Source organism: Desulfonauticus autotrophicus (genome assembly GCF_055381725.1).
In genome coordinates, this window is the sequence record NZ_AP042395.1 from 1,333,586 (window position 1) to 1,352,522 (window position 18,937).

The following is an 18,937-nucleotide window of genomic DNA, read 5'->3' on the forward strand; positions in this document are numbered from 1 at the left end:
AAATATTTGCAACATATTAAAAAAAGCTTTTTATCCCAATAAGTTATAAAAGAAAAAAGCTTGCTAAAATAAAGCTAGTTGGGCATAGTTTCTCTTCGTTTTTATTATTCTTAAGGTTGCTCTATGCCTATACTCTCTCTACACAATATAAATAAATCTTTTTCTGGCCAAAGGGTTTTAAAAAATATCTCCTTTGAGGTCTTTAAGGGAGAGTTTTTTACCTTGCTTGGGCCTTCAGGATGTGGAAAAACTACTATTTTGCGCCTGATTGCTGGTTTTGAAACTCCTGACAGTGGAGAGATTATCCTAGAAAACCAGGTCATAAACTCCATTCCAGCTCATAAACGCAATGTAAATACTGTTTTTCAAAGTTATACCTTATTTCCCCACATGACTGTGGAAGAAAACATTGGCTTTGGCCTAAAAATGAAAAAATTTTCTCCATCTCAAATAAAAACAAAAGTAAAACAAGCTCTCCATTTGGTAAAACTGAAAGGTTATGAAAACCGTTATCCCCACCAGCTTTCTGGCGGACAACAACAAAGAATTGCCCTGGCCAGAGCTCTAGTCAATGAACCCAAAGTCTTGCTTTTGGATGAACCCTTTTCTGCTCTAGACTATGCCCTGCGCAAGGAAATGCGCTTAGAGCTCAAGTTAATCCAGGAAAACCTGGGAATTACCTTTATCTTTGTTACCCACGACCAGGAAGAGGCCCTATCCCTTTCAGATAGAGTACTGGTCCTGGAAAATGGAGAAGTAAAACAACTGGGAACTCCCACAGATATCTATGAAAATCCCAGTAGTTTAAAAGTAGCTAAATTTGTAGGGGAAACTAACATTTTCAAAGGAAAAATTTTGCAGACTAGCGGAGAAAATGTACTCTGCAACATAGAAGGGCATGAAATAGAATTAAAAAATACAAAAAACTTTCAGACTGGAGAAAAAATAGTCTTAGTCTTAAGGCCAGAAGACATGAGTATATACTATCCTGAGGAAATCACAGAAAACAACAATCATGAATTATACTTCCCTGGAAAAATAATAAACACTGTTTATAAAGGAAGTACTTATGACCTTATAATCGAGCTTGAAAATAAAATTGTTAAAGCAACTCAATTCTTTAATGAAGACGATGAAAGTATGATTTATAAAAAAGGAGAAAAAGTGCTAGTAAGCTGGATAAAAGGATGGGAAGTTATCTTAAAAGATGAAACATAAATTTTATTTCTTCAAATATCCTTTAATATTTTGGCTCATAACCTTTGTCCTTATACCTTCAAGTGCCATTTTTGCCGTAGTTTTTTTTCTTTTCATCCTACAAACTTTTTTTCCCTTCCCTTGACCTTATCTAATTTTAAAAAATTATTTGAATTACACTTTGTACAAATATTTTTAAACTCCCTTTTTCTAGCTGGAGGAGCTACTATTATAAGCTTGCTTTTAGGTTATCCCTTTGCCTTTATCTTATCTTGGCTTACTCCTAAAAAGAAAAAACTGGCCCTATTTTTTATTATTCTTCCATTCTGGACCAACTCGTTAATTCGTACCTATTCTTTAGTATTACTTCTGGGCAAAAAAGGATTTTTTAACAATTTTCTCCTCGCTTTGGGAATTGTTAATACTCCTTTAGAACTACTCTACACCAAAATAGCTGTCTTTATTGGCCTGGTTTATACCCTGCTACCCTTTATGATTCTGCCTATTTATTCCTCTTTTGAAAAAATGAATAAAAAACTTTTGGAAGCTGCCAGAGACTTGGGAGCCAGTTCCTGGAATGTATTTTTTAGGATTATTCTGCCTTTGACCAAGTCAGGTATATATAGCGGCTGCTTACTGGTTTTTTTACCAGCCCTGGGAATGTTCTATATTCCAGACATCCTGGGAGGTTCCAGAGATATTTTATTAGGAAACTTTATTAAGGACCAATTTCTTTTTACCCGCAATTGGCCCCTGGGAGCTGCTGCCAGTCTAGTTTTAAGCTTAATTATGATTGTGCTAAGCACTCTATTTTTCAAAGAGAAAAAAATAAAGTTTGTCCATGAATAAAAAGAAACTATTTTCAACCCTTTACTTATTTTTAATCTACGCTTTCTTATACATCCCTTTAATTTTACTCACCATCTACTCTTTTAACCAAAGTAAATTTTCCCTTTTTTGGAAAGGCTTTTCGCTCAAATGGTACCTTTCTCTTTTTCATAACAGTTTTTTGCTAAAGTCAGCTCTAAATTCTCTTATTTTAGCAACTACCTCAGCTACTCTAACCACCCTTCTATCCCTTATAGGCTCGCTGGGTTTAAAATATTCACCTAAGGCCAATAAAAATTTCTGGTTGGCTATAATCAATCTAGCTTTGGTTTCTCCAGATATTATTATTGGTGTTTCCTTACTTATTATCTTTACTTTACTTCAATTAAAGTTAGGTTTCTTTACTATTTTACTTTCTCATTTAACTCTCTGTTTGCCCTTTGGGGTGATTACCTTTTTAAGTACTCTAGAGCACTTTGACTTTAATCTCTTAGAAGTAGCTCAGGATCTGGGAGCCTCAGAAATCAATGTGCTTCGCTACATATTTTTGCCTTTACTTTGGCCAGCAATTTTATCTGCCTGGATTTTGAGTTTTACTCTCTCTTTAGATGATGTGGTTATAAGCTTTTTTACCACTGGGCCCCAATTTGAAATACTACCTTTACGCATTTATTCTATGGTAAGGGTGGGTATTAAACCAGAGGTAAATGCCTTATGTACTTTATTGATTATTTTAACCTTTATTTTTGTAGGCTTAGCTCACTTTTTACTAGAAAGGAATATTAAAGGAGGAAAAAGAACATGAAAAAAATCATTTTAACTTTGCTCTTTACCTTTTGCTTACTTATTAACATAGCCCAAGCAAAAGAACTTTATTTGTTTAACTGGTCAGAATACATACCAGATGAAGTTCTAGAACAATTTACAAAAGAAACAGGAATAAAGGTATACTTGAGCACTTATGATAGTAATGAAGCCATGTATACTAAAATAAAACTGGTAAAGGGAGAATATGATTTAATTGTGCCTTCTACCTATTTTGTAGAAAAGATGGCCAGAGAAGGCCTTTTAGAGCCCATAAATCATAAACTAATCCCCAATTTAAAAAACATCTCTCCTAAATTCCTAAACCAGTCCTTTGATCCTGAAAATAAATATTCAGTACCTTATATGTGGGGAAGTACTGCTGTTTGCTACAACAGTGCCAGGCTGGGAAAAGGTTATATCAAAAGCCTCAATGACCTCTGGAATCCAGAACTAAAGGGAAAGCTTTTACTTCCCAATGACGTAAGAGAAGTGTTTGGCTTGGCTCTAAAAAAATTGGGATACTCTATTAATGAAACCAACCCCAAACACATTGAAGAAGCCTATTTAGAACTTAAAAAACTACTTCCCCTGGTCAAGGTCTTTGATTCTGATTCTCCTAAACACGCCTTATTAAACGAAGAAGTTTTAGTGGCAGTTACCTGGAGTGGAGAAGCCTTTATTGCCAACTCTGAAGACCAAAACTTCCTCTATGCTTATCCTAAAGAAGGCTATTCTCTCTGGATGGATAGTTTTGCCATTCCCAGGGGCGCTAAAAATGTGGAAAATGCTCATAAGTTTATGAACTTTATTTTAAGGCCAGACATTTCTGCTAAGATTTCCCAGGAAATGGGGTATGCTACTCCCAACCAGGCAGCTATAAAATTGCTACCTCCTGAAATCCAGAACAATCCTATTATTTATCCCTCCCAGGAAGAATTAAAAAGGGGAGAATTTCAAACAGATGTGCAAGATGCCCTCTTGGTTTACGAAAAATACTGGAATGAATTAAAAAACAACTAAAAAAGGGGGCTTTAAGCCCCCTTTAAATTTTTATCAACTTATAGCTTCTTGTGCCTAAGCCTATTTGTTCAGCATATTCCAGAAGATATTTACCCTGGGTCTTGGGATGAATGGCTTGAAAAACATCCTCTTTTTCACTAATTTTTCTGCATACTGGCTAAAGGGATTATAACTGGCCTTATTGACCAAATCCCAGGCAGCCTGATCCAGAGCTACTGGGTCATAAGAAGCCAAAATTCCAATATCAGGGCACAAATTGGCATCACTAAACCCCACGCAGTCACAATCAGGAGTTACATCCTTTACAAAATTTAAGTGCAAAAGGGGTGCTGAAAACTGGGAAACCACCCCCAAAACATATTCAGCCATACGCTCCAGAAAAACTTTTACATTGACCTTCCAATTGACCTCCAGAGCACCAGTTTTACAGGCCAGAAAGCAAGCTGCACAACCTGTGCACTTTTCCTTCTTTAAAGCAACCTTCTTATCCTCTAAAGTTAGGGCCTGGCTCTGGCACACCTGAACACATTCTCCACAGCCAACACATTTTTTTACCTCCACCTTGGGACCAAAACCACAATGTTGTTGCATTTTACCCTTTCTGGTAGCACAGCCCATGGCCAGATTTTTTAGGGCCCCACCAAACCCGGCAAGCTCATGCCCTTTAAAGTGAGCCAGATTAATTAAATAGTCTGCTTCTACTATATCCCCGGCCAAAAAAACCTCTTGAAAGTGTTTTCCTGCCAGGGATACTTTTTTTCATTCTGGCTTTTTAAACCATCAGCAATAATAATAGGTGCACCCAGAAGCAAGGGGTCAAATCCATGCCTGGCTGCTTGCATCAAGTGGGATACAGCTTCTCCCCGTTCCCCCACATATAAGGTATTGGTATCAGTCAAAAAAGGAAGAGCGCCAGTTTTTTGTACAAATTCCACAAGGGGCTTTACCCACAAGGGAGCAATAAAGCCTGTAACGCCCTTTTCTCCAAAGTGAATTTTCAAAGCCACCAATTTTTTGCTACCTAAAAATTTAGCCACTTCACAGTTCTTTAAAAGCTTTTTTATTTTTTGCTCATAGGTATACTTTCTAGAAGTCCTAAAATCCCAAAAATATACTGAACTGGCCATAATCACACTCCTCTAAAAATAAAAAGGGATGAAAGTAAGTTACTTTCATCCCTGAAAAAAGTAAATGCCTGCAGGGAATTTAAAAGGAATAGCCTACACTAACTCCCACCAAATGGGCATTTCCATCTTTAAACTTGCCATCATAGACATGATCACTAGTTCTACCATCCACATCTCTATCTTCATACATAAGGTAGTTATAGGAAAGGTCAATGGTCCACTTATCTAGCTTAAAGCCAGTTCCAAGTCCAAAAATGTGTCTGTTATTAGCTGGTAAGATATAATCCACATGTTCATCAGGAATAGGCGACTGGTCATAAATATAACTGGCCCTTAAATCCACCATTTCATTTAAACTATACTCCACCCCAAACTGAAAACGCCACACATCCTTCCAGTCCTTTTTAGATGAAGATTGTGTAGCCAAGGGGGTAAGTTTGCTAATCGAACCATCATACTTTATGGTCAAAGCATCATAGGTACTTCACCTGGTATAAACCACATCTGCTTCCACACTTAACTTTTCGGTAGGATAAACAGCGATACCTAAAGTAAAGGAGTCAGGTAATGTGATACTTCCAGTAGCATCCTTATCATTATAATAAGTATTGTCTGTAAAATCTATTCTACCCCTTAACTGTTGCTCCACCTGACTTTTATAGGTAAAACCAAGCCTTAACCACTCAACAGGCTTATAGTGTAAACCCAGATTAAAACCATAATTTACACTATCTCCCTTAAGATGTGCATCTGTACTACCAATAGGTCCTTGAGGATAGGTATATTTTTTTTGCTGGAACTCAAAATACATGGCTTCCAGGCCCACAGCAAAGGAAAGTTTATCGGTTAATTTTACAGCCACACTGGGAACAATAGAGTAGGAAACAATAGAAGCATAATAGGAATTATAACGACCAGCCCAGTCTGAAGGAAAGTCTGTAGCCAGACCAAAGCGGGTATATTCACCCACCCCAATCCAGTAACGGTCATTTATCTGATGAGTCAGGTAAAAATGAGGGGGAAAGAAAATGTTGTTGTTTTCATTAGTAGTACCATAACCTTTGGCCTCTACCTTCATATCTGGAGCAATAGCAGTAACACCAGCCATAAAATGGGTTCCTTCCAGTTGGGTCATGCCCGCAGGATTAAAGGCAACAGCAGAAGCATCATCAGCCCTACCCACCAAAGTGCCTCCCAGGGCATTACCCCTGGCACTCCATTCATAAAGGGCAAATCCTGCACCATAACTTACTCCGACCAAAGCCAACCAAAAAATCAACAAAAACAAACTAACTTTGCGCATACCAACTCCTTTAAACAATTTTTGACAGAATAAGCACCTTAGATTAGCCACAAAAAAAACTCTGGGGCAAGAAATTTTTATTTTTTTAAATAGAAACTAAAAAGTTTTATTAACACTAAAAATAGACCCCCTTAAAAACATTAACAATCCCTTTATCTCAGGATAAGATAAAACCTATGACCAACCCCAAAAAACATCAGCTAGAGGTAGTCCTTCTTCGCTCTCTGTCACAAACGACGCTAAATTGATTGGCTACATACTCCTCCAGCACCTAGCCCAAAAAGAAAACCAGAACATTGAGACTCTGGTTTCAGAGTATAAAAAGGATGGAGTTTCCTTGCCAAAAAGGTTAAAATCTCCTAAGCCACATGAAATATGTCTGTTCAGTGCTAAGTTAGTGAAGACAAATTCTAAAGTCCTGGCACATTTTTTCATGAAAACTTGCACACTTTTTCTTTTGTGCGAAAGTTGGTGATTTTCCATATGGTACCTCTTTGAAGAGAAAAAGGTGTAGAAACGCAGTGCCGTGTCTGCTTGTCTTACCTACCAGTCCCAATATGTCAGGAAAGATGTCGCAGGATTCAAGTATCCCTTAAAGGTAGTTGTTTCTGTCGAAGATGATATAATAACCGTAATAAAAAATTATCCTTTTAAGAGAAGGAGAAAAAAATGAAAGTTTACTATGATGATGAAGTAGACGCCTTGTATCTAAAGTTGGAAGAGGAAACTCCTCTGAAATATAATGTCTTCAACTTCCATTTTGTAAAAGGTTATCTTGCTGATAAGGCTAAGATTAAAGTAGATGTGTCCAGTTATTCCATTAATAATCTCTCCTTTCCAAAAATAAATATAAAAAGACCATTATCGGAGTATAGCTTATGAGCTTATCAGAAAACAATATCTCTCAAAGTATAAAAGAATATTGTAAACTTCTATCTTTGCCTGTTGTTGCTCAGTGTTATGAAACAGAAGCAGAAAAATGCTGTCAAAGCAAAAATTTCCTATCAAGAATATCTGTATAAGGTTCTGCAAAATCAAATAATTGTAAGGATAGATAATTCTATAAATGCAAAGATAAAAAAGGACAAATTCCCTTTTATTAAGACCATTGAAGAATTTGATTTTTCATTTCAGCCCAGTATAGACGAAAAACTTATTTAGGAACTGGCTAATCTTACTTTTCTCAATCACGCAAAAAACATTATCTTTGTAGGACCTCCTGGTGTAGGGAAAACCCCATCTTGTTGTGGCTCTAGGTATAAAAGTAGCTAAGACTAGAAAAAGAGTTCTGTTTTTTAGTGCAGAAGAACTTATTAACCAGTTAATATCAGCAGAGCTATCCAAGCAATTGCCTGACTATATTGAGTCTTTATCCAGAATAGACCTCTTAATCATAGACGAATTGGGATACCTTGAAATAGGCAAACACGCAGCCTCCTTATTCTTTAAGCTCATTTCAAAAAGATATGAAAGGACTTCAACCATAGTAACTACTAATAAACCATTTGATGAGTGGGGAGATATCTTTGGGGATGAAGTGGTAGCTGCCGCCATCCTTGATAGGCTGCTACACCACTCCTACCCCTTTCTCATTCAAGGAAAAAGTTATAGGATGAAAGAGTTGTTTGATAAAAAACAAAAATAATTTTTTTGTCTAAAACCTATGGGTGGGTCAATTTTCGTGAAAAAAACGGGTTAATTTTCGTGACAATTGACATAAAAGGAAAGTATTTCTTTATGCCCTTCCTCATCTATACTCATAACTGTATAAACTACTTCACTTGATACTGTATCTCTTCTCAATTTTAAGTATGTCCCATCTATAAACAAAACTGGATACCAACGGTCAAATCTTCTATTATGATACTTTTCTATTTCTTCCAATATATCATCTGTTATTTTGCTTACCCAGCTAGGAGAAGACTTCTGACCAAGCAAATTTTCCAATGTGCGGACTATATCTCTTGTAGAGCAACCACCTTGATACATAGATAATACTATTTCATCTAATTCAAATGTTGTGCGTTTGTATGGCTCTAAAAATGATGGATCAAACTTAGTTTGCCTTGTCCTTGGTATTTTTACTCCTTCTATCTTACCAAAAAATGTATCAAAATTTCTTGTATAATGACCATTTTTACTGTCTTCATTGACCGAACAATGAATCTCTCTTTCTATTTCTCCAAGCTTTTCTAAAAAATTAACCAATTGTTGCGACATAAATTCCATAAAAACTTCTCGAATATCCTTTCTTTTTTCAAATAATTCAGCTAAATTATAATTATTCATTGGGGTATACCTCCTTCTTCAGTTTTTTGTGTGCATTAGTAGATTACAGGAGGTATACCTCTTTTTCAATTCTTACACAAAATTCTTATACACTACCCAACTCACTTTGATACGTATTCTTCTTATAGAGCACAAACATTTAACCACAGCACATTATCAAACATAATTAGATTATCGAATACCAATAAATATATATACTCAAAAGCCAAGTTTATTAGTTATTAAGAATACTCTTTGTCGAGGATGCGATATTGGATGGCTTCTAAAAGGTGTTTTGAGCTGATATTTTCGCTATTTTCTAAGTCAGCAATCGTTCTTGCCACTTTCAATATCTTTGAATAGGCTCTTGCTGATAACCCCATCTTTGTTACTGCTTGCTCCATCAGTTTTATACTTTCACTATCAAGCTTACAATATTTTCTTATCAATTTCTCACTCATTTGTGAATTATACAATATCCCCTCTTCTTTAAACCTTTCCTGCTGAATCTTTCTTGCTGCCTCTACACGCTCCCTTATACTTGCTGATGATTCACCAGGCTGCAATTTTGATAAATCCTTTATATCAATTGATGATACCTGCACCTGTATATCTATCCTATCCATAAGAGGACCTGATAGCTTTGCTCTATATCTTTGAATTTGAGCTTGAGTGCAGACACACTCCCTTTTACTATCACCTAAATACCCACAAGAGCATGGATTGCAAGCAGCTACAAACATAAAATTTGCTGGATAAACTACCGTCCTATTTGCTCTGCTAACTGTCACCACCCTATCTTCTAAAGGCTGTCTCAAAACCTCAAGCACACTCTTTTTAAACTCCAAAACCTCATCGCAAAAAAGTATCCCATTGTGGCTGGAGGTAACTGTTTAATATTTTGATTAATAATTACAAATCTAAATTAATATTCTTTTACTATCTATAAGTTAGTTAAATAACATCTGGCAGGTATCTAAAATCCGAGCCGATAAGCAAGAATTTGGGCAGTCGCACCCTACAGGGTTCGAAGCACCCAAAGGAAGCGGAGAGTTCAAAAGCCTGCCCTATGCTTTTTATCTTCACTTATCATTCTAATCCCAACTTTTCTTTAAATACCTTAATAAACAGACTTTTTCTCCCCTCATTGTAGAAAGGAAAACCAATCAGTTTGTATTTTTTGTTTTTTCCAAATAATCTCTGCTCAATATTAATCTTATATTTATTCTCAATTTCTTTTAAGAAATCTTCTTTCCATTGATCAGTTTTAATTAGATGTTCCCCTTTCGGTTCTATAAAAAGTTGGTATTGTTCAAACTTATCCGAATCTTCCTTCTTCAAGAATAATACAAAATCCGGTTCCATAGCTTTTCCATCCGAAAACCTGTTAATCTTAAACAAGTTTGCATTTCTTAATAGATACACTTCGCTATATTCTTTCTTCAACTCTTCTATAATCCCATCTATGAATTTAACAAAAGATTTTTCTTCAGATGTCCCATAATTCTCATCATACACATACCATTCTCTTTCCTTTAAATTCAATGAATATTCTGGATGTTTAGGATTGCTCATAGGAACACCGTATTCTTGATCTCCATAGTCTCCAACATTTATTTTTAATTTCTTATCTCTTACGATATTCTTAATTTCTATTGGTATAAAAATTTCTGTCCCCTTATACTCAACATATTCGTTCAAAATTTCCTTTTCTAATTGCATTAATACATTTAAACACACTTTCAGTTTATCTTCTGGTGTCAAATTATCTAATTTTTCTCTTGAACTCGTGATGTCAACGGTTATATCTTTCAAAGAGTTAACAAATTCGTTGGAAGAAGTGAGTGATGGGAAGTATTTTTTAAGGTTATTGAATTTATAGAAATCAAGTTTTGCCATTGCCTTTCTTAAGATTGTATCTCCAAAATCACCCAATCTAAATGTTTTGGTTGTTGTTTCAAGAGGTTTGCTATTAGTTCCCCCTTCTTTTAAAATCACATCTTCTTTAACAAATCCTGTTGGTAGGTTGTATTTATAAGTCTTGTCTATCCCAATATCATCTATTGTTTTTATTCCACTTCTATCGGCTTCAACCCTCTTATTTACAAAAAGAAATCCTCTATTCCAGAAATCAGTTTCTTTAATTGTGGGTTTCACTTTCAATATGATCTCTTTTTCTTCATAAGGCATAATTCCATATTCTTTAAGTGCCGTTGTGAGTTCCTGTATGTATCTCGGATTGTGTTTGCTGTGATAATAGAGTTCTTCAATGATTTTCAATTCATTTTCAGGTTGGTTATCAAATTTTCTTGTGAATGGATCATCTTCTTCATTAAGCTTAAAAGGATAATACCTTGCACCCCTTCCGATCAGTTGCCTTTCTGCAATGGTGGTATTTCCGGGTATATACTTACCATCTCTTGTCCATTTTCCATCTCTTGTGTCATACAATCTAACTATGTCAAATAAGTTAAGAACATCCCAACCTTCATCAAGCATCTTTACTGCAAATATAGCTCTAATCTCGTTATTTTCATCTTCAAGAGTATTAAGTCTAATCTGTTTCTCCTTATCTATATTTTCAGAATCAAGCAAAATACATTTTTCTTCTGAAAAATCTTCTTTCAACTCAGTTACAAGATTTTCTATGGTTATTCCCTCGTTTTCCGAATAATTAAAGACTCTCTCCAATACACTCCCATTAGCATTTGCTTTTATACTTTCTATATCCGATTCACTTAAATTGTCCATTCTTTCTCTAAATAACTCATAATTTTCTTTTGATTCTTTTATGCTCTTAGATTTGAAAAGTATTACGGGCTTTAACCTTATCCAGCATTTTTCGGCAATTTTTCTTCTATACTGACTTAAAATAACTGCCTGCAACATCCTTTCCCAGTTTTCTAAATCTGCCTGCAAAACCTTAACCTCTTTTGAATATCCATCAATTCTAAACTGCTTTAAGTCATACTCAAAAATTATTTTGTCCTTATACTTCTCATAAATTGCTGTATTATCTAAATCAATAGTTGCTGTATATTCAAGCATTATATTTTCGGTGTTAGAGTTGAGAATTTGCATAACTGTATATTCCCATGTCTTTTTCATCTTTTCTTCGGTTTTGTTTAACCTGTTTCTTGTCCATGCGTTTATGTGATGTGCTTCATCGGATATTAAAACAATCTTCTTATCCTTAAAATCCTCAAATGTGATTGAATTTTCCCTGAAAAGATTTAACTGGCTGTGCAGCCCCTGAATCGTTGTAAAGATTATATTTACATCTTCTTCATTAGCTTCATCAAAATTGGAAACTTCTCTTATTGCAACTTCTTTATCCTCAAATTTTATTCTTTCGTTGAATAGATATTTTGGAGATAAAGGATTCAAGAAGTTATCTCTCGTTTTTTCTATTATATTTGTGCTATTCACAAAAAACAGGAAGTTCCTATATCCCTTATTGTAAAGATAAAGAATATTTACAGCCATCAAAAGGGTTTTACCAGAACCTGTTGCCATATTGAAGAGAAGTTGAGTCGGTCTTTTTCTATTTGGATTTTCTTCAAGGTAGTGGATAAATCTTGCTATGGCCTCAATCTGATACGGTCTTAATTTAAACCTTGGATTGAGATTATCTTCAATAAACTTATGGATATCCTTTTTAAGATACCCCATTTTTGAAAGAACATCATATTCCTGACTTAATCTTTGATTCTTAGGCATCTTGTCTCCCTTCGTAGAACTCTTTATTTAATTTCTTATCTTCTTCACTCACACTATAGATAGCATCATCAATTTCGCTGTAGTTAACATAAAGGTCGTTGTATTCAAGCATTTCAAGAAGAAGTTTCTTTTGCTCATCTAAGTTTAGTGCTTTAAACTCTTCAATGTTTTCATCAAATAACCTTGGATCAACTCTATAACTCAAAAATCCACTGTGTTTCATATCTTCCCAGATGTTTAAAAGCTCTTCTGTAGTTTCAGCATCCTGTATTTTTTCAACAAAAGCCTCATTGAGCTTCATAAGTTCCATATAGACAAAATCGCCGCCACCTTGCCAGCCAACATCTTTGGAAATTCCTGTTTGATCTACATTAATAACGTTTTTAAGTCTTACCCAAGCACTATTTTCGCCATAATCAAGTTGCTCAACTCCAATATATTGTCTTCCCATTTTGTGAGCTACTGCACATGTTGTTCCTGTACCTATAAAGAAGTCTAAGACTATATCATTGTGCTTAGTTAACATTTTTATAATTCTGTATAATAACTTTTCTGGTTTTTTGCCTTTTTTGAGTTTAACACCTCCTTCTTCAGCAACAGCTCCGGTTGTTTTTATGTCTTGCCAAAAATCACAAGGATTTCTAAAAATATTAGAATCTGCAAATATCACTTGAATTCTTGGAGTTTTAGCTTCTCTATTAAACTTAGTAATATAGTAAAAAAGGATATTTTTTGATGATAACCCCGCCGCAATATCCTGAGAGGGAATATTTAAAAATTTTTTAACAGTATTAGCGACACTTTCAGATCCTGCGGTTTTAATAATTCTATATGAATTTTCAAACTTCCAGTTTTCAATATCATCACAATCAGAGATTCCTAATTCTTTTATCTTTTGGCTTAGAGGTTTAAGACTAACTTTTTTGAGTAAATAGTTCGCTTTTTCCACATCACTTTCATCATTGACTTCTTTTTCTTCTAATTTTAACAATTCTTCTCTTTGTTCTTTCGTAAAATTTTCTAAAAATATGTTATTTTCTTCATCCCATATTGAGTGCCTATATTTATCAATTTCATAAAAACCTTTAAAGTCTGGCTTCTTGTAGAATAATAAATACTCTTTTATTTTAGGAAATCTTAATTTAGCATGTGTCATTTTGACTCCAGATGCTTCACTCATTTGAACAGCAATTGTGTTAACAAAATTATCTCTGCTAAAAATCTCATCCATTAAAACTTTCAAATATGCCTGCTCATTATCATCACACTGCACAAATATAGCTCCATCCTCACTTAACAATTCCCTTGCTACTTCCAATCTATTCTTCATAAAAGTCAACCAAGTAGAATGATTGAAATTATCGTTATACTTAAACTCATCGTTTCCAGTATTATACGGCGGGTCAATATAAATTAATTTAACTTTTCTTCTAAATTCCTTCAAAAGCGAATGCAACACCAAAAGATTATTCCCTTTTATAATAAGATTATCTGTTATTGTATCTTCAGGTAAGTCTCTTTTCCTGTTTATCTCAGGATCTCTTCTAAAATCATCAAGCGGATGTTCTCCGTCTTTGTCTATTCTTTTAAAGTTCGTAAATACCTTCGGTTCTAATAGTCTATCAATTTCATCCGGAGCAAGGATTACATTATGAAAAATTTCTTTTCTTTTTTCATCAGCTTTTTCCTGCCCCCCTTCAAGCACACAATCCTTATATGGCCACACTAAAACAACCTCTTTACTCTTTGCCAAGTATTTACCTTCTTCATTGGCAAGTCCAATCTTATTTTTAAATGCTGTATAAGAATCAGGGAGAAACTCCTTGTTGTCTATGAATTTCATGAATTTCTCTTTATCAAAAACCAAAACACCATCTACATTCTTAAAGAAATGTTCTTTTATTCGCTCGTTTTTCAACAAAAGTTTAACCAATTCTTCATCAAGTTTTAAAGCATGTTCTACTATTTTGTTTTTCAACAGTTTTCCCTCATTATCTACAAACCGTGAATCTTCCTTTAAGAATTCTTTCAATTCTTCCATCAGGGTCATTTTATTCTCCTCCATGTTTTTTCTTTAAAGGGGCAGGTTTCCGAATTGCGACTAACTGGTTAATATCTAAAATGTTCGTATACGTTGCCAATCTTAAGAAAATACATACTATTGCATATATATCTCATTTATTACCTCTGTTTATAAATTCATTTTTTCAAATTTTTTGTTCATATTCCCACCTTTTCCTTCATAACCAGTTCCAACTCTTTCCCTGTAACTGGAAAATATATAGAATTATTCAAAATACATGCATGGCTTAAAAAATATTGAATATGATTCAACAGTATTCCAGCATTAATCAATTCAATTACTTTTATGTACCTAATTAAATGCAATCTATCCTCACTTATACCAGTTTTTTTGCCAATCTCTTTTAGCGTAGAAATTTTGATATTTCAATTCAAACGCGTTGCCTTCATGGCTGAGTATTCGTCAAGGTATTTCAACAACTCATTTATGAATTCTACAGATACTGGTACTGTTCTAAAAACTTTCTTTTTTAGCGTTATCGGACTAATTTTTAATTCACGTAATCAATATTTTCACTACCTTCTATGCTTAGAATCCCTCTAACTCTTACGCCAGTAAATCTAAAAATATAAAAGTCAGCCAATATTTTCATACTGATATTTGTCCTGGTGAATTATTATAAAAAGCTTGAAATTCTTTATCTAAAGCATTTAATTCTTCATTAAGGAACTTTATTAGATTGAAAAACAGTTAAAATAATTATAATCTGTTTATTCCCATATTCTAATTACTTTTATTTATTTCATTTTTTCAGCACTTATCACCAATAAGTCTTTACAAAAAATATCTTAACAAACTTATAACAAGGCATTATTAATTATTTGATTTTAACACTGCCTCTATTTCACTCCATTCCCAAAACACATCTTCATGGTAATATTTCATTTGTTCTAAATAATCTTTTTCTAAGATATTACTATACATATCGCATAAAGTTTCTTCTTTACCTTCAAATTTTTTAATAACTTCCTCTTCTGTTTTATATAGACCATAATTTACAAGTATGGAAGCAAGGTCTGAAAGTTCATACAAATCATCAAAAGAATATTCATAAAAACTCTCTCTTCTGTCTATTAAATAAACTTCTTCAAAAAATATTTCATATGCAATATTTAATAAATCTTCTAAGTTTCTAATTCTTTCTAAGAATGCTTTTTCTACCAATTCTTTTGCATTATTAGGGATTTTATCATTTACATCCATACATAATGAAACTTTTTGTCCTTCTTTACTTATAAATTCATAATTTAAAACTCCATAACTAACATAACCGTAAAATTTTACATTAAAATCTTTATTAAACAATGATTTAAGTTTAAGGAATAATTCTAAATTTTTCATTTTTACCTTTAACTCATCCAATAACTCTACATAGTTTTTTGAGTCATCATCTGGTGGAAGTAACAACGCAGATCTAATGCCCCTAAGAACGTTTATTCTTGCTAATATTAATTCAGATAATATGTCTAAATCGATAAACTGTACATCCAATACTTTTAACTTTTCTAAAACTAACTTAGACTTAATCAAAAACTCTCTTCCACAGAACCATCTTTTGCTGGGATAAAAATTATGTACATATCCCATACACTACTCCTTTATAATACCATCCTTAAAAATTTAAAATTCTTTCCTAATATTTATTTTACAAACTCTGTTTTTCCTTCAAATAGAACACTTAATAAACGAAAAGTATAAGCATAAATGCTTTCTTTACATTTCGACTCCCTATTACCAGCTACATTCAATATACTTATTTTATTATCGTTTAACCATCTTTTAACACTATTTATATTGTTCGGAATTTGTCAATAAAGATGTCACCAAAAAATACCATTTTTTCCATCAAGCAACCTTTTTATAGGGTTGTTTATTAACTGGATTAAGGTCTACTGTAAGGACTGGGTTCCAATTGCGAATATTTCCAGACCAGCGCTCTGGATGTTTGGAGCGAGCCCTTTTGTAAACCTTTTTTCGCTTTGCCAAAATCTTATTGTCTAGACATGAATGTCTTTGCTCAGGAGTAACAAACTTAATTTTACTATGATAATGCTTACTATTATACCATGTAACAAACTCCAAGCACCATTTTCCGGCCTCTTCTATATTTGAAAATCTACCAGGATACTTAGGACAATATTTAACTGTCTTAAAGAGAGATTCTATATAGGGATTATCATCACTAACATGAGGACGACTAAAAGAACGAATAATCCCTAAATGTTGCATGGTGGCTAACATGGTAGATCCCTTCATAGGTTTGCCATTATCTGAATGGATTACCAATCCCTCTCCTGTTATCTTTTCTTTAAGAAGAGCACGTTTAAGCACTTTTGTAGCTAAATTACTCCTTTGTTCAGTATATACTTCCCAGCCTACAATCTTACGGCTATAAATATCAATATACATATAAAGATAGAAAAACATCCCCTGTATACAACTAGGCAAGTAGGTAATATCCCAACTCCAGACCTGATTGGGGCCTGTGGCTCTATAGTGTTTGGGCCTAGAATATGTCCTGGGCTTAGACCTACCTCTATGGGTCAATTCCCCTGCTTCCCTAAGAACTCGGTAAAAGGTGCTCTCTGATCCTATGTATATTCCTCTATCAGCCAACATTAGAACTATCTTACAAGGGGGTAACTCTCTGAAATCCTTTGAATGACAAGTATCTAATATCTTCTGTTTCTCTTGTTTAACTAGCTTATTAGCCGGATTTCTTAAAACATCCTCCCTTCTGTCCTTTAAGGTATCCCTCTTTTTCCATTTCTGATAGGTCCTTATTTATATCCCAATAAGTTCACAGCCTTTTTCAATCTAGCCCCCTCTTTTTTGGCTTCATCTATAGCTTTATACACAACTTTTTTCTGTTTAAACTCTATCTTTCGTCCTCTTGGTCCCCCAAGATATCCTCCAATTTTTTTAAGTACCAATAGAGCCGTAGTCTCTGCTATGGTTTTGTCTTTCTTCCTTATCTCTCTTTCTAACTTAACTATCTTTTGTTTTAATTGCTTTTCTTTCTTCTTAAATTTCTTACCAGGTTGTCCGTCAATATTTTCCAGACAAGACTGTTTCCATTTCTCCAAGGTAGATGGATAAATCCCCTTTTCCTGCAAAATTCAGCTAATTTTATTTCATTCATTGAGGCTCTTTGAAAAGAAGGTTAAATTTTTCCTCTGCTGTAAATTTTTTATTCATAGAGTATCCTTTTTGAGCTTTGATTTTCCACGTCATCACTGTAGTATATGGAATTCCATTCTCCCTTGCAATATCAGCAATTGTCTTTGATGAGGCAAAAATTTGTTTAAGTACACTTTCTTTAACATTATCAGGATATACCATAAAAAAAATCTCCTACCGCCCAGGTTGAAATTCCCCCTTCCCCCTAGGGGGAAGGATAACAAGATAAGAGAACTAATATACCCTCATCTTAAACTAGCCTAGGCGACATCTTCCCTGACATATTGGGAACAATAGAATGTTCCTTTGCCTGTAATACCTATTTTTTCAAAAACCCCTTTTTCTTCAATTTCTTTGAGGTCTCTGGTTGCTGTTGGCTTAGAAACCTTATTAATTTCCTGATACTCCTTATTGGTTATCTTCCCTTTCTCTTTCACATACAAAACTGCTTTTATCTGCCTATCGTTCAATCCCACTTTTCTTAGATATTCTTCATTGTGAATGTCCTTGTGGAATGTAACCGAAAAACCATCTCCAAATTCCTTAAACTCTGGTTCAGGAAGTCTCTGTTTTTTGCAAAGTTCAACAATTCTCTTTGTTCCGGTACCCCATTTTTCAATTAATCCTGCATAATAAAATACCATTGCAATTAATTTGTTTCTGGGCTTCGAGTAATGATCTCCTTTTAACATTTCCACAGTGAGACCTTCTCGCAATTTCCCAGGATTCCAGAACCAGATACGGTCATCGTAAATCTTAATTTGAATCTCTGCTGTATCCATATAATCTCTGTGAATCAATGCGTTAATGCATGCCTCCCTTATTGCAGGAATTGGATAGTCCCAGATATCCTTTCTTTCTATTCCCTTTATTTCAAACCTCACCTTCATATGCTTTTTAATAGCTTTAACATCAATAGCTATAAATCCTCCCTTCATTTCCTTTCTGCTTTTTTCTAGTCTTTTTAAAGAATTCTTCTACATATTCAGGGACCAAACGATATGCTCTAGCCTGTTCTGTCATTTCCTTTATTCTTGTGTAATCTATAAATCTTGTTGCAAGACTTCCACCTAATGCCTCTTTTATATTCAGGAGTTGTCAAGAAAGATATCGCCAAAAGCCCTACCATTCTATCAAGCAACCTTTTTATAGTACTGTTCATTAATTGAATTAAGGTCTACTGTCTAGTTCCCTTCATGGGCTTGCCCTTATCTTAAATGGACTATTGCTCCTTTTCTGAGCTTTGATTCTCCATATTATAGTAGCATGGGATTCTATTTTCCCTTAAAAAATCTCTTATCACCCAGCTTACATCTTTCCTGACATATTAAAAAAGCTAAAAACTTCAAAAAACATCAACCAGTTAACCCTAAAAACAAAAACCTTCTAAAAAAATATTAACAA

The 18,937-nt window shown here is 34.1% G+C and carries 15 protein-coding genes and 5 pseudogenes; 7 read left to right on the top strand and 13 right to left on the bottom strand.

All coding sequences use genetic code 11. The features are described 5' to 3' along the window. Window positions 1-123 precede the first annotated feature (123 nt). From potA to ACZ42F_RS07605, 4 genes are all read left to right on the top strand, one after another. Window positions 124-1,218, top strand: coding sequence for a spermidine/putrescine ABC transporter ATP-binding protein PotA (gene potA, locus ACZ42F_RS07590; RefSeq protein WP_464278520.1), 1,095 nt, complete (start codon window positions 124-126; stop codon window positions 1,216-1,218). Window positions 1,219-1,248: 30 nt separating this feature from the next. Next, entirely contained in the window at window positions 1,249-2,046 is a 798-nt protein-coding gene (locus tag ACZ42F_RS07595) for an ABC transporter permease subunit (RefSeq protein WP_464278521.1), read from the top strand. 160 nt (window positions 2,047-2,206) lie between these two features. Then, window positions 2,207-2,830, top strand: a complete 624-nt coding sequence (locus ACZ42F_RS07600; protein ID WP_464278522.1) for an ABC transporter permease subunit — start codon at window positions 2,207-2,209, stop codon at window positions 2,828-2,830. Next, window positions 2,827-3,852 (top strand): extracellular solute-binding protein, encoded by a 1,026-nt coding sequence (locus tag ACZ42F_RS07605; RefSeq protein WP_464278523.1) that lies wholly within the window; start codon window positions 2,827-2,829, stop codon window positions 3,850-3,852. Before ACZ42F_RS07600 ends, ACZ42F_RS07605 begins: the two co-directional genes overlap by 4 nt. Window positions 3,853-3,912: 60 nt before the next feature. Here the strand turns inward: ACZ42F_RS07605 and ACZ42F_RS07610 are convergent. Further along, window positions 3,913-4,979 (bottom strand): annotated as a pseudogene (locus tag ACZ42F_RS07610) (DUF362 domain-containing protein). Window positions 4,980-5,058: 79 nt separating this feature from the next. Continuing rightward, a pseudogene (locus ACZ42F_RS07615) lies at window positions 5,059-6,282 on the bottom strand (OmpP1/FadL family transporter). A 669-nt stretch (window positions 6,283-6,951) separates the two neighbouring features. On the opposite strand from ACZ42F_RS07615, the gene ACZ42F_RS07620 reads away from it, so the two are divergent. The 3 genes and pseudogenes from ACZ42F_RS07620 to ACZ42F_RS07630 form a co-directional block, all read left to right on the top strand. Continuing rightward, the gene (locus tag ACZ42F_RS07620) at window positions 6,952-7,164 is read left to right on the top strand and encodes a hypothetical protein (protein WP_464278524.1); all 213 of its coding nucleotides are present in this window, start codon (window positions 6,952-6,954) and stop codon (window positions 7,162-7,164) included. A gap of 78 nt (window positions 7,165-7,242) precedes the next feature. Further along, window positions 7,243-7,554, top strand: a pseudogene (locus ACZ42F_RS07625) (ATP-binding protein). Then, window positions 7,523-7,927 (top strand): annotated as a pseudogene (locus ACZ42F_RS07630) (ATP-binding protein); the annotation flags it as partial. The pseudogenes ACZ42F_RS07625 and ACZ42F_RS07630, both read left to right, overlap by 32 nt. A gap of 50 nt (window positions 7,928-7,977) precedes the next feature. Here ACZ42F_RS07630 and ACZ42F_RS07635 read toward each other — a convergent pair. The 11 genes and pseudogenes from ACZ42F_RS07635 to ACZ42F_RS07685 all read right to left on the bottom strand — a co-directional run bounded on the left by ACZ42F_RS07635 (window position 7,978) and on the right by ACZ42F_RS07685 (window position 18,471). After that, window positions 7,978-8,571 (bottom strand): IS256 family transposase, encoded by a 594-nt coding sequence (locus ACZ42F_RS07635; protein ID WP_464278525.1) that lies wholly within the window; start codon window positions 8,569-8,571, stop codon window positions 7,978-7,980. Between the two features lie 221 nt (window positions 8,572-8,792). Further along, the gene (locus tag ACZ42F_RS07640) at window positions 8,793-9,155 is read right to left on the bottom strand and encodes a magnesium chelatase subunit ChlI family protein (protein WP_464280224.1); all 363 of its coding nucleotides are present in this window, start codon (window positions 9,153-9,155) and stop codon (window positions 8,793-8,795) included. After that, window positions 9,141-9,428: pseudogene (locus ACZ42F_RS07645) on the bottom strand (ATP-binding protein); the annotation flags it as partial. The gene ACZ42F_RS07640 and the pseudogene ACZ42F_RS07645, both read right to left, overlap by 15 nt. A gap of 211 nt (window positions 9,429-9,639) precedes the next feature. Beyond that, the gene (locus ACZ42F_RS07650) at window positions 9,640-12,270 is read right to left on the bottom strand and encodes a DEAD/DEAH box helicase family protein (protein ID WP_464278526.1); all 2,631 of its coding nucleotides are present in this window, start codon (window positions 12,268-12,270) and stop codon (window positions 9,640-9,642) included. Then, window positions 12,263-14,320 (bottom strand): DNA methyltransferase, encoded by a 2,058-nt coding sequence (locus ACZ42F_RS07655; protein WP_464278527.1) that lies wholly within the window; start codon window positions 14,318-14,320, stop codon window positions 12,263-12,265. The genes ACZ42F_RS07650 and ACZ42F_RS07655 overlap by 8 nt, the downstream gene beginning before the upstream one ends. 846 nt (window positions 14,321-15,166) lie before the next feature. Then, on the bottom strand, window positions 15,167-15,940 hold the full coding sequence (locus ACZ42F_RS07660; protein ID WP_464278528.1) for a hypothetical protein: 774 nt from the start codon (window positions 15,938-15,940) through the stop codon (window positions 15,167-15,169). Between the two features lie 53 nt (window positions 15,941-15,993). Continuing rightward, window positions 15,994-16,158 (bottom strand): YpsA SLOG family protein, encoded by a 165-nt coding sequence (locus ACZ42F_RS07665; protein ID WP_464280225.1) that lies wholly within the window; start codon window positions 16,156-16,158, stop codon window positions 15,994-15,996. 40 nt (window positions 16,159-16,198) lie between these two features. Continuing rightward, window positions 16,199-17,137, bottom strand: a complete 939-nt coding sequence (locus ACZ42F_RS07670) for an IS3 family transposase (RefSeq protein WP_464280226.1) — start codon at window positions 17,135-17,137, stop codon at window positions 16,199-16,201. Next, window positions 17,134-17,439 (bottom strand): hypothetical protein, encoded by a 306-nt coding sequence (locus ACZ42F_RS07675; RefSeq protein WP_464278529.1) that lies wholly within the window; start codon window positions 17,437-17,439, stop codon window positions 17,134-17,136. The genes ACZ42F_RS07670 and ACZ42F_RS07675 overlap by 4 nt, the downstream gene beginning before the upstream one ends. A 52-nt stretch (window positions 17,440-17,491) precedes the next feature. Beyond that, window positions 17,492-17,695 carry a transposase gene (locus ACZ42F_RS07680; protein ID WP_464278530.1) on the bottom strand — a complete coding sequence of 68 codons (204 nt, stop codon included), beginning with the start codon at window positions 17,693-17,695 and terminating at the stop codon, window positions 17,492-17,494. Between the two features lie 98 nt (window positions 17,696-17,793). Further along, window positions 17,794-18,471 (bottom strand): ATP-binding protein, encoded by a 678-nt coding sequence (locus ACZ42F_RS07685; RefSeq protein ID WP_464278531.1) that lies wholly within the window; start codon window positions 18,469-18,471, stop codon window positions 17,794-17,796. Between the last annotated feature and the right edge of the window lie 466 nt (window positions 18,472-18,937).

Excerpts from the sequence above, each read along its gene's own strand:
- potA (WP_464278520.1), top strand. The coding sequence starts at position 124 with ATGCCTATACTCTCTCTACACAATATAAATAAATCTTTTTCTGGCCAA.
- ACZ42F_RS07605 (WP_464278523.1), top strand. The coding sequence starts at position 2,827 with ATGAAAAAAATCATTTTAACTTTGCTCTTTACCTTTTGCTTACTTATT.
- ACZ42F_RS07620 (WP_464278524.1), top strand. The coding sequence starts at position 6,952 with ATGAAAGTTTACTATGATGATGAAGTAGACGCCTTGTATCTAAAGTTG.
- ACZ42F_RS07635 (WP_464278525.1), bottom strand. The coding sequence starts at position 8,571 with ATGAATAATTATAATTTAGCTGAATTATTTGAAAAAAGAAAGGATATT.
- ACZ42F_RS07650 (WP_464278526.1), bottom strand. The coding sequence starts at position 12,270 with ATGCCTAAGAATCAAAGATTAAGTCAGGAATATGATGTTCTTTCAAAA.
- ACZ42F_RS07655 (WP_464278527.1), bottom strand. The coding sequence starts at position 14,320 with ATGACCCTGATGGAAGAATTGAAAGAATTCTTAAAGGAAGATTCACGG.
- ACZ42F_RS07660 (WP_464278528.1), bottom strand. The coding sequence starts at position 15,940 with ATGGGATATGTACATAATTTTTATCCCAGCAAAAGATGGTTCTGTGGA.
- ACZ42F_RS07680 (WP_464278530.1), bottom strand. The coding sequence starts at position 17,695 with ATGGTATATCCTGATAATGTTAAAGAAAGTGTACTTAAACAAATTTTT.
- ACZ42F_RS07685 (WP_464278531.1), bottom strand. The coding sequence starts at position 18,471 with ATGAAGGGAGGATTTATAGCTATTGATGTTAAAGCTATTAAAAAGCAT.